Annotated in this window: 13 protein-coding genes; 9 read left to right on the forward strand and 4 right to left on the reverse strand. The window is 68.9% G+C overall.

Features of this window, described 5'->3' with window-relative positions; translation table 11 throughout:
• Positions 1 to 69: 69 nt before the first annotated feature.
• Positions 70 to 624, forward strand: a complete 555-nt coding sequence (locus ACTJKK_RS02065) for a YceI family protein (protein ID WP_247632403.1) — start codon at positions 70 to 72, stop codon at positions 622 to 624.
• A gap of 28 nt (positions 625 to 652) precedes the next feature.
• On the opposite strand, the gene ACTJKK_RS02070 is transcribed toward ACTJKK_RS02065, so the two are convergent.
• On the reverse strand, positions 653 to 1,945 hold the full coding sequence (locus ACTJKK_RS02070; protein ID WP_440746826.1) for an MFS transporter: 1,293 nt from the start codon (positions 1,943 to 1,945) through the stop codon (positions 653 to 655).
• Between the two features lie 188 nt (positions 1,946 to 2,133).
• On the opposite strand from ACTJKK_RS02070, the gene rpsO reads away from it, so the two are divergent.
• The 3 genes from rpsO to ACTJKK_RS02085 all read left to right on the forward strand — a co-directional run bounded on the left by rpsO (position 2,134) and on the right by ACTJKK_RS02085 (position 3,751).
• Positions 2,134 to 2,403, forward strand: coding sequence for a 30S ribosomal protein S15 (gene rpsO, locus ACTJKK_RS02075; RefSeq protein WP_017203073.1), 270 nt, complete (start codon positions 2,134 to 2,136; stop codon positions 2,401 to 2,403).
• Positions 2,404 to 2,562: 159 nt separating this feature from the next.
• Positions 2,563 to 3,435, forward strand: coding sequence for a hypothetical protein (locus tag ACTJKK_RS02080; protein ID WP_440746827.1), 873 nt, complete (start codon positions 2,563 to 2,565; stop codon positions 3,433 to 3,435).
• Positions 3,428 to 3,751: a transcriptional regulator gene (locus tag ACTJKK_RS02085; RefSeq protein ID WP_440746828.1), complete on the forward strand. Its 324-nt coding sequence runs from the start codon at positions 3,428 to 3,430 to the stop codon at positions 3,749 to 3,751. Before ACTJKK_RS02080 ends, ACTJKK_RS02085 begins: the two co-directional genes overlap by 8 nt.
• Positions 3,752 to 3,754: 3 nt before the next feature.
• Here the strand turns inward: ACTJKK_RS02085 and ACTJKK_RS02090 are convergent, their stop codons facing one another.
• Positions 3,755 to 4,759, reverse strand: a complete 1,005-nt coding sequence (locus ACTJKK_RS02090) for an isopenicillin N synthase family dioxygenase (RefSeq protein WP_247632399.1) — start codon at positions 4,757 to 4,759, stop codon at positions 3,755 to 3,757.
• A gap of 122 nt (positions 4,760 to 4,881) precedes the next feature.
• Here ACTJKK_RS02090 and efeU point away from each other — a divergent pair, with 122 nt between their 5' ends.
• Genes efeU through efeB form a run of 3 tightly spaced genes read left to right on the forward strand, consistent with a single transcriptional unit; the run spans position 4,882 to position 8,412 of the window.
• Positions 4,882 to 5,835: an iron uptake transporter permease EfeU gene (efeU, locus tag ACTJKK_RS02095; RefSeq protein WP_440746829.1), complete on the forward strand. Its 954-nt coding sequence runs from the start codon at positions 4,882 to 4,884 to the stop codon at positions 5,833 to 5,835.
• Entirely contained in the window at positions 5,832 to 7,064 is a 1,233-nt protein-coding gene (efeO, locus tag ACTJKK_RS02100) for an iron uptake system protein EfeO (protein ID WP_440746830.1), read from the forward strand. The genes efeU and efeO overlap by 4 nt, the downstream gene beginning before the upstream one ends.
• A gap of 34 nt (positions 7,065 to 7,098) precedes the next feature.
• Positions 7,099 to 8,412, forward strand: coding sequence for an iron uptake transporter deferrochelatase/peroxidase subunit (gene efeB, locus ACTJKK_RS02105; RefSeq protein ID WP_440746831.1), 1,314 nt, complete (start codon positions 7,099 to 7,101; stop codon positions 8,410 to 8,412).
• A gap of 25 nt (positions 8,413 to 8,437) precedes the next feature.
• Here the strand turns inward: efeB and ACTJKK_RS02110 are convergent, their stop codons facing one another.
• A complete protein-coding gene (locus ACTJKK_RS02110; RefSeq protein ID WP_440746832.1) occupies positions 8,438 to 9,301 on the reverse strand; it encodes a serine hydrolase domain-containing protein in 864 nt (287 codons plus the stop codon).
• Positions 9,302 to 9,311: 10 nt separating this feature from the next.
• Positions 9,312 to 10,448, reverse strand: a complete 1,137-nt coding sequence (locus ACTJKK_RS02115; RefSeq protein WP_440746833.1) for an acyltransferase family protein — start codon at positions 10,446 to 10,448, stop codon at positions 9,312 to 9,314.
• Positions 10,449 to 10,559: 111 nt separating this feature from the next.
• Here ACTJKK_RS02115 and ACTJKK_RS02120 point away from each other — a divergent pair, with 111 nt between their 5' ends.
• Together ACTJKK_RS02120 and ACTJKK_RS02125 are read left to right on the forward strand one after the other, a co-directional pair.
• Positions 10,560 to 11,786, forward strand: coding sequence for an LLM class flavin-dependent oxidoreductase (locus ACTJKK_RS02120; RefSeq protein WP_440746834.1), 1,227 nt, complete (start codon positions 10,560 to 10,562; stop codon positions 11,784 to 11,786).
• 1 nt (position 11,787) lies between these two features.
• Positions 11,788 to 12,432 carry an FMN reductase gene (locus ACTJKK_RS02125; protein WP_247632393.1) on the forward strand — a complete coding sequence of 215 codons (645 nt, stop codon included), beginning with the start codon at positions 11,788 to 11,790 and terminating at the stop codon, positions 12,430 to 12,432.
• The last annotated feature ends 7 nt before the right edge of the window (positions 12,433 to 12,439 follow it).

Below are 12,439 nucleotides of genomic sequence, written 5' to 3' on the forward strand. Positions count from 1 at the left end.
ATATCTTTCGAGAGCACGGTTCCCTTTCCTGTCGCCATTCGAGCGGCCCCCACGTCCCAAGGAGATCCCATGACCAGCATCGACATCCCCGGCTACCGCCCCGGCACCTACGTCCTCGACCCCTCCCACAGCGAGGTCACCTTCAGCGTCCGTCACATGATGATCTCGAAGGTGCGCGGCACCTTCGGCGTGAAGAGCGCGACGCTGACCGCTCCCGAGAACCCGCTCGAGACCACGGTCGAGGCGAGCGTCGACGTCTCGTCCGTCGACACGAAGGACGAGGGTCGCGACCAGCACCTGCGTTCGGCCGACTTCTTCGACACCGAGAACTTCCCGACCATGGACTTCGTCTCCACCGGTGCCCGTGCCGAGAACGGCGAGCTGTACGTCGACGGTGACCTCACCATCCGCGGCATCACCAAGCCCGTCAGCTTCGAGGTCGACTTCGGTGGCTTCGGTTCCGACCCGTGGGGCAACTACAAGGCCGGCGCATCGGCCAAGGCCGTCATCAACCGCGAGGACTTCGGCCTGACGTGGAACGCCGCCCTCGAGACCGGCGGCGTGCTCGTCGGCAAGGACGTCACGATCAACCTCGACCTGCAGGCTGCACTGCAGCAGGACTGATCCGCGTGCGATGAGGACCCCGGGCCGTTCACGGCTCGGGGTTCTCTGCGTCGTAGTCGCGGAAGCGCGCGCTGCGCCGCATCAGGATGGCGACCAGCGCGATCACGATCACCCCGCCCAGCACGGGCGGGAACCAGAGCGCTGTGAACGTCGAGAGGGTGCCTGCGTACAGCGCGCCGACCCGGGGCCCGCCCGCCACGACGACGATGAAGACGCCCTGGAGGCGGCCGCGCATGGCATCGGGCACCGCCGCCTGCATCATGGTGTTGCGGTAGATCGAGCTCACGTTGTCGGCCGCTCCGGAGAACGCGAGCGCGATGCACGCCACGACGATGAGGGCGATGTTCGGTGCGGCCTCGGAAGCCGGCGGGAGGAAGGCGCCCGTGAGCAGGACGATCCCGAACGCCAGGATCGACGCGCCGTACGCCTGGACGGCTCGGGCGATGCCGCGTCCGTGCCAGCGGTACTGCACCACGCGGCCGGAGAACAGGCTCGAGGCGAAGGTGCCCAGTGCGACGGCGGCGGTGAGAAGCCCGGTCGTCACGGCGCCACCGCCGAGCAGGATAGTGCCGAGGGCGGGGAAGAGCACGAGCGGCTGGCCGAAGGTCATCGCGATGATGTCGACGATGTACTGCATGCGGATGTTGCCGGCCCGTCGGAGGAATCGCCAGCCATCGACGAGGGAGGCCAGTCCGGGGCGCACGATGTCGCCTTCGGGGCGGAGTGCGGGCAGGGTCCAGAGTCCGAGGAACATCGACAGCATGAGGACGACGTCGATCGTGTAGGTCCATCCGTACCCGGTCAGGGCGACCAGGATCCCGGCGAGGGCTGGGCCCGCCATGACGGTGAGACCCATCGAGATCCCGTTCAGAGCGGATGCCGGCGCGAGCAGGTCGCGCGGGATCAGGCGCGGAACGATGGCGGTGCGGGTCGCCATGCCGACCGAGTTCGCGGCCGCGGTGATCATGCTCAGGGCGTAGAGCCACCAGATCGTTTCCGAGCCGGTCCACGTCAGCGCGGCGAGCAGCGCTGTGGACGCGAAGGTGACCGTCGCGGCGATGAGTGCGACGCGTCGTCGGTCGAACGCGTCGGCGAGCATGCCGCCGTAGAGTCCGGCGAGGACCATCGGGACGAGCCCTGCGACCGCAATCATCGAGACCGCGAAGGTGCTGCCGGTGAGGCTGAACACGTGCAGCATCACGGTGACGAGTGTCAGCTGCCCGCCGATGCCGGCGAGGGCAGATCCGATCCACATCCGAGCGAACGCGGGGCTCGCCTTCAGAGGGGAGAGGTCGATGAGATGTCCGCGTGATCCGCTCATCGCGATGCCTGGCCGTGCTGCACCTGTCGAGCGTATCCGAGGGGCAACGGGTGGGCGCGGATCGCGGTCGTCGGCAGGGGGCTGGGGCTGGTAGACTCTTCAGGTTGCCGTTTGATCGGCCGCGGATAAAGAGAGCCCTCGCATCAGGCGTCGGGCGCCGCGCAACAAGCTGAAAGGGGATCGAATCTATGGCACTCGAAGCAGACGTCAAGAAGGCGATCATCGAAGAGTACGCGACGCACCCCGGTGACACCGGATCCCCCGAGGTGCAGGCCGCAATGCTGACGCAGCGCATCAAGGACCTCACCGAGCACCTGAAGGAGCACAAGCACGACCACCACTCGCGTCGTGGTCTGTTCCTGCTCGTCGGTCAGCGCCGTCGTCTCCTCGGCTACCTCCAGAGCGTCGACATCGAGCGTTACCGCTCGCTGATCGCTCGCCTGGGTCTTCGCCGATAAGGCAGAGTACGCCAGCGTACAATCGCGCAAAACATTCTTGAGAAGGCCGCCCCAGGTGTGGGGCGGCCTTCGTCATTTCCCGGGGAGGGTTGATCTCGCTCCCGCTTTCCCGTAGGAAAGTAAGAAGCTTTCCCCGTGGAAAGCGGAGGAGGTCGAATCATGGACCAGAAGCCCGTCGCGGGCCAGGAGGCGCTCGTTCCGCCCGATGCGGAGACTGCCCGGCGGTATCTCGAGGAGGCGCGAGCGGTGACCGGTCGTCGGCAGCGCGCCGTCGATCGGCGGGCGCTCGCGTGGTTGCAGATCGTCAGTGCGGTGGTCACGGCTGCCTTCCTCGTGGCCAGCGTGATCGCACTTCGCCGGCCGGCGGACAACGGAGCGCAGGCCCTTCTGTTCGCCTTCCTCGTCTACGGTCAGATCTTCAGCGGCTCCGCTCAGCGCAGCGGACTGCAGTGGCGTTTCACCCGCGGGCAGTGGCCGTTGGTGGTCTCCGGTGCAGCCGCGATGGTCCTTGCACTCGTCGCCTTCGGGTTCGCCGTTTTCGTGCCCGACGTTCCGTGGTGGGTGACGGTGCTCCCCGGCGCACTCGTCCTCCTCGTCTTCGGCGGGTACGGGGCCGTGCGACTGGCGCGCGCGTCGAGCGACCCGCCCGGACCGGACGTACCCCGCGTGCCTCTACCGAGGGGTGCCCGTGTCGGCACGCTCGGCGTCGGTGTCGTTCTCGGAGCGCTCCTGATGCTCTCCGTCGCCCCGGCGGGCGTCCTCGCGAGCGTGCTCCTGCTGCTGCTCGCCCTGTGCGTGCTCGCCTGGTTCTGCGCCGGTGCGACCGATCTCGGTCTTCCCGCCATCGGTGCGCTCTGGCGGTGGCCGCACGAGGTGGGTCTCGCGATCGGCTTCATCCTTCTGGTCGGGCTGACGATCTTCGACGTCGGGCGCGCGGAGGGCGGAGCGACGGCAGGTGTGATCGCCGGATGCGGCGTCGTGCTGCTCTTCGTCGGATTGACGTTCGTGCCGGGGCGTGGTGTGCGTGGCTGACCGGTCAGCCCATCCGCGCACGCGACTCGATGACAACTTCGCGTCGCCGCTCCGGTTCTCACTGATGGCGACGCTGGGTGAGGGAATCGAACTCGACTTCGCGACGCTGCGCGAGATCCTGCAGTGCGCCGATTCGCCGCTGAGCAAGTCGATCAGCCACCTGCACGCCGCAGGTTACGTCACGGTGCGCAAGGCGAGTCTGGGGAGCAGGCAGCGAACGTGGGTGCGCTCGACCGGCGAAGGGCGGGAAGCCTTCGCCGGTCATCTCCAGGCGTTGCGGGAGATCGTCGCACTCGGCGGCGGCGCGTCGCTGTGAGGGTCAGGCGTCGGCGCCCACGAGGTCGGCATGATGGATCGCCGCGACGTCGGGGTGTGCGCGCAGCCGCGACTTGAGCGCGTTCTCGCCGTAGAGAGCGTGGATCGGGTTGCTCGGATCCTCGGTCACCCCCGTGGCCTCGGCGGCGAGATCGGCGGGGAGCTCGATCAGCGGCAACCGCTTGTCGAGCGCGGGGTTGAAGAAGAACGGGATCGAGATGCGCTCGTTCGGCGCCTGCGGAGAGACGACGCGGTGATTGGTGGCCTTGAGATAGCCGCCGGTCGCGTACTCGAGGAGCTCGCCGATGTTCACGACGAAGGCTCCGGGCACCGGGGGAGCGTCGACCCACTCGCCGTCGCGCTCGACCTGCAATCCGCCCTTGCCGGGCTCGACCCACAGCAGCGTGAGCACACCGGAGTCCTTGTGCGCACCGACGCCCTGCTGGGGTTCCGGCTCATGCGTGCCCGGGTAGCGGACGATCTTGATCAGGGTGGAGGGTTCGCCGAAGTGCTCGTCGAAGTACGACGAGTCCGCACCGAGGGTCTCGGCCCACGCGCGCAGGAGCTTGCGCGCGACCTCCGAGAGCGTCGCGTGCCACTCGGCGACGATCTCCTGCAGCTCGGGCTGCGCGGCGGGCCAGAGGTTCGGTCCGATGAGGCGGTTGAACGCCGGGCCGCCGTCGATCGCGTCGCGCTCGGGGCCGATGTCGATCTGCTCGCGCCAGTCGACCTTGCCCTGCGTCCGCTCTCCACCGATGCGCGTGTACCCGCGGAAGTGCGGGCTGTTGACGTTCTCGATCGCCAACTTGTCGGCCTCGGGCAGCGCGAAGAAGTCCAGCGCGGCCCGGTGCAGGCGTGCCTCGAGGGCGGGGGAGATGCCCGTGCCGGTGAGGTAGAAGAACCCGACATCGTGCGTGGCGGCGCGCAGGTCCTCGCGGAAGCGCGCGGCGGCCGCGGGTCCCTCGTCGAGCTGGGAGAGGTCGAGGATCGGGAGCGAGAGTTCAGCCATGGCACGAGAGTACGTCGCCGCCGCGCCGGGACGGGTGTGTGTTGCGGAGGATTACCGTGGTGCTAAAGTCTCGTAGGTAAGGGATGCCTTACCTCAGTAATATTCTGCAGAGAGATCCCTCCGTGCTCGCCACTTTCCTCATCGGCCTCCGTGAAGGCCTGGAAGCCGCCCTCGTCGTCGGCATCCTCGTCGCCTACCTCGGACGCCTCGGTCGGCGTGACGTGCTGCCGCGGCTGTGGGTCGGCGTCGGGCTCGCGGTCGCCCTCGCCCTCGGCATCGGCGCCGTCCTGACCTTCGGGGCGTACGAGCTCACCTTCGTGGCGCAGGAGCTGATCGGCGGGCTGCTCTCGTTGCTCGCGGTCGCCATGGTGACGTGGATGATTTTCTGGATGCAGAAGGCCGGGCGCACGATGAAGGCCACGCTCGAGGGCGGCATCGACCGTGCGCTCACGCAGGGCGGGCTGTGGGCCCTCGTCGCGATCGGCTTCGTCTCGGTCGCCCGCGAGGGGATCGAGACCACCCTGCTCCTGTGGTCGATGGTGCAGTCGTTCGGCGACGCGCCCTCCGCTCTGCTCGGAGCACTCCTCGGGCTCGCCACCGCGGTGGTGATCGGTGCCCTGATCGCGCGCGGTGCCGTGCGCCTCGACCTGCGGCGCTTCTTCGCCTGGACCGGCGGCTTCCTGGTGATCGTCGCCGGAGGCGTTCTCGCCTACGCGTTCATGGATCTGCAGGAGGCCGGGGCACTGCCCGGACCCTTCACTGCCGCCGCCCCCATCGATGCGGTGACCGGAGCCGTGGCCGTCGGCTGGCAGGCGTTCCCGTTCGGGTGGGCGTTCGACGTGACGTCGGCGATCGCTCCCGACAGCGCCTGGGCCGCCATCCTGCAGGCCACCGTCGGGTTCATGCCGCGGATGACCTGGCTGCAGGTGACCGCCTGGGCCGTCTACATCGCGGTCGTCGGCTTCCTCTTCGTGCGCGGTCTCCGCTCGCCTCGTCCCTCGGCATCCGCTCCGCTCGCCTCGTCGAACGCCGCGGACGCATCGGTTTCCTCACCCACACAGCAAGGAGCAGCATGACCACCTCCCACCGGATCCTCGGCGCCGTCGCCGCGACGGGCGCGGCCGCGCTCGTGCTCAGCGGCTGCGTCGCGAAGAGCGATGTCGCCGCCGGCGCGGCCTTCGACGTCTCATCGACCGACAGCGCCTGCTCGGTATCGGGCACCACGGCCGAGAGCGGCACCCTGACGTTCGAGGTCACCAACGACAGCGGTCAGGTCTCGGAGTTCTACCTGCTCGCCGACGACGGGCTGCGGATCGTCGGCGAGGTCGAGAACATCGCGCCCTCCGCCTCGCGCACCCTGACCGTCGTGGCGCAGCCGGGCGACTACTTCACGCTCTGCAAGCCCGGGATGATCGGCGAGGGCGTCGGCAAGTCGGCGTTCACCGTCACCGGTGAGCGCGTCACGGTCGACGGTCCCGACGCCGAGCAGAAGCAGCAGGCCGTCGACCTCTACGCCGCCTTCGTGAAGGACCAGGTCGGCCAGCTCGTTCCTGCGGTCGAGGACCTCGTCGCGGCATACGAGGCGGGCGATGACGACACCGCTCGGAGCCTCTTCCCCCTCACGCGCGCCTTCTACGAGCGCATCGAGCCGGTCGCCGAGGCGCTGGGCGACCTCGACCCGCGCATCGACTACCGCGAAGTCGACGCCGTGGCCGAGGGGCTCGACTGGACGGGCTTCCACCGCATCGAGAAGGACCTCTGGGTTCCCGCGCAGGACGCCTTGAACGCGGACGGCGAGACGCCGGCCTGGCAGGATTGGGCGCCGTCGACGACCGAGGAGCGCGCCGACTTCGGCGACCTGCTGCTCGCCGACGTGCAGGAGCTGTACGACTACGTGCACTCCGACGACTTCACCGAGACGCTCGACGATCAGGGGATCGGCGGAATCTCCAACGGCGCCATCGCGCTGCTCGACGAGGTCGCGACTGGCAAGATCTCCGGCGAGGAGGACTGGTGGTCGGGCACCGACCTCTACGACTTCGCCGCGAACGTCGAGGGATCGAAGATGGCGTTCTCGCTGGTGCAGGACTTCGCCGAGGCGCAGGGCGACGACGGGGCTGCGCTCGTCGCGGAGATCGAGTCCGGCTACGCGGCGCTCGAGGAATCGCTCGCGGCGCACGGCTCGCTGACCGACGGCTTCGTCGGGTACTCCGAACTCACGGATGCCGACAAGCGCGAGTTCACCGACCTCATCAACGCGCTCGCCGAGCCGCTCTCGCAGCTCACCGGCACGGTTCTCGACTGAGCACCGGGATCGACGGAAGGGTACGATCACGCACGTGAACGACACAGGAGCGGATGCCGCGGCCGACTCGTCCTCCGACGAGGCGGTGGCCGCGGCATCCGCGCCGACCGGCCTCAGCCGCCGGGGCCTGCTCGGCCTGGCGATCGGCGGGGGAGTCGCGGGCCTGGCCGTCGGCGCGGGCGCCGGGCTGTCCGGCGGCGTCGCCCTCGGGCGCGCACGGGCCGCCGAGGACGCCCTCGCCGCCTATGACTTCTTCGGGGAGCATCAGGCGGGGATCGCGACGCCGGTGCAGGATCACCTGCACTTCGCGTCGTTCGACATGATGCCGCGCACGGATCGCGACGATCTCGTCTCACTCCTGCAGGACTGGACGTACGCGGCATCGCGCATGACCCAGGGCCTCGACGTCAGCGCGACGGGAGCGGTCGGCGGGTCGGCGGAGGAGCCGCCGGACGATACCGGCGAGGCGCAGGGCCTCCCTGCTTCCGGGCTCACGATCACGATCGGCTTCGGTCCCGGTCTGTTCGAGAACGAGGACGGCGACCGGTACGGGATCGCCGCGTCCCGTCCCGCCGCTCTCGAACGGCTGCCGGCCTTCCTCGGCGACGACCTCGACCCGCAGGCGTCGCACGGGGACCTCTGCATCCAGGCCTGCGCCGACGATCCCCAGGTGGCCGTGCACGCCATCCGCAACCTCAGCCGCATCGCCTTCGGCCGCGCGCGTCTGCGCTGGTCGCAACTGGGCTTCGGCAAGACGTCGCGCACGACAGCGGCGCAGGCCACTCCGCGCAATCTCTTCGGGTTCAAGGACGGCACCGCGAACATCCTCGCCGACGACACCGCCGCGCTCGACGCCCACGTCTGGGTCGCGGACTCCGACGAACCGGCCTGGATGGCGGGCGGGTCCTACCTCGTCGCCCGCAAGATCGCGATGCTCATCGAGACCTGGGATCGCGTGCGGCTGTCGGAGCAGGACATGATCATCGGACGGGACAAGGGGGAGGGTGCGCCGCTCTCCGGGGGCACCGAACTCACCGAGCCCGACTTCACCGGCTCCGCGATCGACGCCAACGCGCACGTGCGACTCGCCCACCCCGAGCAGAACGGCGGCATCCGGATCCTGCGGCGCGGGTACAACTACGTCGACGGGAACAACGACCTCGGGCGGCTGGACGCCGGGCTCTTCTTCCTGTCGTACCAGCGCGACCCCGCGCAGTTCATCACGTTGCAGCGCCGGTTGTCGACCGACCTCATGAACGAGTACCTGCGCCACGTCGGCTCGGGGATCTGGGCGATCCCGCGCGGGGCGACCGCGGGGTCGTACATCGGGGCGGAGCTCTTCGCCTGATCCGCCGCCCGGGCGGCGGATCGGTTCACTCCGCGATCATGCGCATGATCGCGGCGGTGACGGCATCCGCCCCGAAATGATCCTGGGCGGTGATCGTGACGACGGCGTCGCCGGCGAAGATCACCAGCTGCCCGTGGGCGCCGTGCAGGCGCCATCCCGCGCCCGGACCGTCCCACCCGGCCAGGGCATACCTCTCGTAGCCGGGGTTCTGGCCACATGCGACCCACTCGGAATGCATCCGGTCGATCCAGTGCGCGTCGAGCAGGCGGTGCCCCTGCCACTCTCCACGATCGCGGATGAGGCGTCCGATCCGGGCCATCTCCTCGGTGCGCAGGAAGAGTCCGCCGCCCGCGACGATCCGACCGTTCGGGCAGCGCTCCCACTGCGTGTCGACGATGCCGAGCGGCGCGAACAGGCGCGGTTCGAGGTAGGCGTGCACGTCGCCCACGTGCTCGGCGAGCACGCGCATCGCCGTGTACGTGCTCGCGTTCGAGTACTGGAAGGCGCGTCCGGGCGTCGGTCGGCGGAGGAACTCCGCCGCGAGGTCCGGCCAGTCCGTCATCATCGTCTCCGACCACGGGAGATCGATTCCGCTCGACATGGTGAGCAGGTCGCGCAGCGTGACCTGCTCGACCCCGGCTCCGAGCTCCCAGCCGGGAAGGGAAGCCGCCACGGGTGCGTCGACGGAGATCAACCCCTCGTCGGCGGCGATGCCTGCGGCGAGCACGCACACGCCCTTGGCGACCGACTGGATGTCGATCCGCTCGTCGGGCGCCCAGCGATGCTCGGCGGTCTCGTCGCCGATGAGGACGTGCAGACCGAGGGCGCCGAACCCGTCGGTCTCGATCTCATCGACGATGCGGTCGCGGAGGGTCGAGGCTCGGGTCACGTCGTCCAGGCTATCGCGGCCGTCGCGAGCCGGTCGGGTCGTTGCGCCGTCCCTCGCGGGAGGTCAGCTCGGGGTCGCGGAAGAGCCACTTCGGTCGCGGCTCGACGAGGGGACGGAACACCCGTCGGACGGGCTTCGTGGCGAGCGCGAGTGCGACGACGACCGAGAGCACTGTGACGAGCGGCAGCCAGATCCAGGTGGGTTCGAGGTCGCGCAGGATGCCGGACTCGCGGAACGGGTAGAGAACGAAGGAGTGCAGAAGGAAGACGTACATCGTGTACTGGCCGAACGTGGTCCACCAGTACGTGCCGCGGGGGATCAGCGCGAAGAACGCCGCGCACAGCAGCACCGCGAGCAGCATCAGCGCGATGCGCACACCGCCGGCCCACCACTGCTCGCCGCCGAGCCCGAGGTCGGCGTAGGAGTCCTCGTAGAAGAGCCAGTGGCGCAGATCGAACTCCTGCCAGAACGGGAGCCAGTTCCAGGCCGCCCACCCGGTGCCAGCGAGCACGGCGACCGCGACGACTCGGATCCACCAGGGGCGGAAGTCGAGCAGGCGCAGGCGGGCCACGACATCCCGCTCGCGCAGCCACCAGCCGAGAGTGAAGAAGGGGAGGAGGCCGAGCGTGCGCGAGAGCGAGAAGGTGCTGTCGATGTTGGGGAGGTAGCCCACGCCGATCGAGATCGCGACGGTCCAGAGCAGCGGCCAGCGCAGCAGCGCGAGGTAGGGGAGGACGAGGCGGAAGATCCCGAGGGCGAGGAGGAACCAGAGCGTCCAGGACGGCTGCGTCGGGTTGGGGTTCGCCTGGCCCTCGACGAGCCACTTCGTGAGCGTCCAGAGCGTCTCGAAGATGACGTACGGCAGGAGGATGTCGGTGATCACCCGAGCCATCTGCGTCTTGGTCGGCGAGCCCGACTTCGAGAAGTATCCCGAGATGATCGCGAACGCCGGCATGTGGAAGGCGTAGAGGGCGAGGTAGAAGGCGAACGCGATGTCGGAGTCGTAGATGAGACGCTGGATCGCGTGGCCCAGCACCACCAGCACGATGCAGGCGTAGCGTGCGTTGTCCCAGAACGGGACGCGGCGTCGGGGGCGCGGAGTGGTTCCTGTCGCCGGCGGTGTGGAGTCCGCTCCGGTGGTGCTCATGCTCCGAGGCTACCGCCGGGAATAAAGTTGGTGCGATCGCGTTGACTCATATACATTCAAGTGAATAGAACCGGATGCAATCTTCGGGTTCGGAGAAGTTGGAGAGAAATCATGAGCGAGCAGTCAGGGGCACCCGCGATGCAGTTCGGCATCATGTCGGTGAGCGACATCACGCGCGACCCCACCACCGGAGTGACGCCGAGCGAGCAGGAGCGCATCAAGGCGACGCTGGCGATCGCGAAGCACGCCGAAGAGGTCGGCCTCGACGTCTTCGCCGTCGGCGAGCACCACAACCCTCCGTTCTGGTCGTCCAGCCCCACCACGTTCCTCGCCGCCCTCGCGGCGCAGACCGAGCGCCTCATCGTCTCCACCTCGACGACGCTCATCACGACCAATGACCCCGTGCGCATCGCCGAGGAGTACGCGATGCTCCAGCACGTGTCCGACGGTCGGATGGACCTCATGCTCGGGCGCGGTAACACCGGCCCCGTCTACCCCTGGTTCGGCCAGGACATCCGCCAGGGCCTGCCCCTCGCGATCGAGAACTACGCGCTGCTGCACAAGCTGTGGCGCGAGGACGTCGTCGACTGGGAGGGCAAGTTCCGCACGCCGCTGCAGGGCTTCACCTCCACCCCGCGCCCGCTCGACGGCATCGCGCCGTTCGTGTGGCACGGATCGATCCGCACGCCGGAGATCGCCGAACAGGCCGCCTACTACGGCGACGGCTTCTTCGCGAACAACATCTTCTGGCCCAAGGAGCACTACCAGCGCCTGATCGAGCTGTACCGTCAGCGCTACGCCCACTACGGCCACGGCACGCCCGAGCAGGCGATCGTCGGTCTCGGCGGACAGGTCTTCATGGCGGCCAAGTCACAGGACGCGGTGAACCAGTTCCGCCCCTACTTCGACAATGCACCGGTGTACGGTCACGGTCCGAGCATGGAGGACTTCACCGAGATGACGCCGCTCACGGTCGGATCGCCGCAGCAGGTCATCGACCGCTACGCCGGCATGCGCGACCACTACGGCGACTACCAGCGTCAGCTGTTCCTGATGGACCACGCGGGTCTCCCGCTCAAGGCCGTCCTCGAGCAGCTCGACATCCTGGGTGGCGAGGTCGTGCCCGTTCTGCGCAAGGAGCTGGCGGAGAACCGTCCGGAATCGGTGCCGGATGCTCCGACGCACGCCGCGCGCGTGAAGGCTGAGTTCGGCGACGGACCCACCCGCCAGGCCCGCCCGGGTGCCAACCGTGGCGACAACCTCACCGGCGACAGCCCCTACCAGGACACGCCGGCCCCCGCCGGCGCGTCGTTCGGCCTCGGCCGCAAGGAGGCGTGAGATGACCACGCGTCGCATCGCCGTCGTCTCGGCCGGGCTCTCGAACCCGTCGTCCACCCGGATGCTCGCGGATCGACTCGCCGCGGAAACCGTGAAAGAACTCGCCGCTCGCGAGATCGACGCGACGGTCGACGTGATCGAGCTGCGCGACTACGCGCACGACATCACGAACAACCTGCTCACGGGATTCGCTCCGCCCGCTCTCGAGACCGCGATCAACACGGTCGTCTCGGCGGACGCCCTCATCGCGGTGACGCCGATCTTCTCGACGAGCTACTCGGGACTCTTCAAGTCGTTCATCGACGTGCTCGACCCCGACGCGCTCACGGGAAAGCCGGTGCTCATCGGTGCGAATGCGGGCACGGCCCGTCACTCGCTCGCGATCGACTACGCCATCCGGCCGCTCTTCGCCTACCTCCACGCCGACGCGGTCTCGACCGGCGTCTTCGCGGCGTCGAGCGACTGGGGTGGCGCGGGTGACGACGTCGCCCCGCTCGCCAAGCGCGTCGAGAAGGGGGCGCGCGAGCTGGCCGACGTCATCGCGCGCCGGGAGGCGGCTGTCGCGACCGATCCGTTCGATCCCGCGACCTACCTCGGCGAGGGACGCTCGTTCGGGCACATGCTCGGAGGCCTCGCCGGCGAGTGAGTACAGG

The sequence above is a fragment of the Microbacterium sp. 22179 genome, from assembly GCF_052045715.1.
GTDB classification, from domain to species: domain Bacteria; phylum Actinomycetota; class Actinomycetes; order Actinomycetales; family Microbacteriaceae; genus Microbacterium; species Microbacterium galbinum.

Excerpts from the sequence above, each read along its gene's own strand:
- ACTJKK_RS02065 (WP_247632403.1), top strand. The coding sequence starts at position 70 with ATGACCAGCATCGACATCCCCGGCTACCGCCCCGGCACCTACGTCCTC.
- ACTJKK_RS02070 (WP_440746826.1), bottom strand. The coding sequence starts at position 1,945 with ATGAGCGGATCACGCGGACATCTCATCGACCTCTCCCCTCTGAAGGCG.
- rpsO (WP_017203073.1), top strand. The coding sequence starts at position 2,134 with ATGGCACTCGAAGCAGACGTCAAGAAGGCGATCATCGAAGAGTACGCG.
- ACTJKK_RS02080 (WP_440746827.1), top strand. The coding sequence starts at position 2,563 with ATGGACCAGAAGCCCGTCGCGGGCCAGGAGGCGCTCGTTCCGCCCGAT.
- ACTJKK_RS02090 (WP_247632399.1), bottom strand. The coding sequence starts at position 4,759 with ATGGCTGAACTCTCGCTCCCGATCCTCGACCTCTCCCAGCTCGACGAG.
- efeO (WP_440746830.1), top strand. The coding sequence starts at position 5,832 with ATGACCACCTCCCACCGGATCCTCGGCGCCGTCGCCGCGACGGGCGCG.
- ACTJKK_RS02115 (WP_440746833.1), bottom strand. The coding sequence starts at position 10,448 with ATGAGCACCACCGGAGCGGACTCCACACCGCCGGCGACAGGAACCACT.
- ACTJKK_RS02120 (WP_440746834.1), top strand. The coding sequence starts at position 10,560 with ATGAGCGAGCAGTCAGGGGCACCCGCGATGCAGTTCGGCATCATGTCG.
- ACTJKK_RS02125 (WP_247632393.1), top strand. The coding sequence starts at position 11,788 with ATGACCACGCGTCGCATCGCCGTCGTCTCGGCCGGGCTCTCGAACCCG.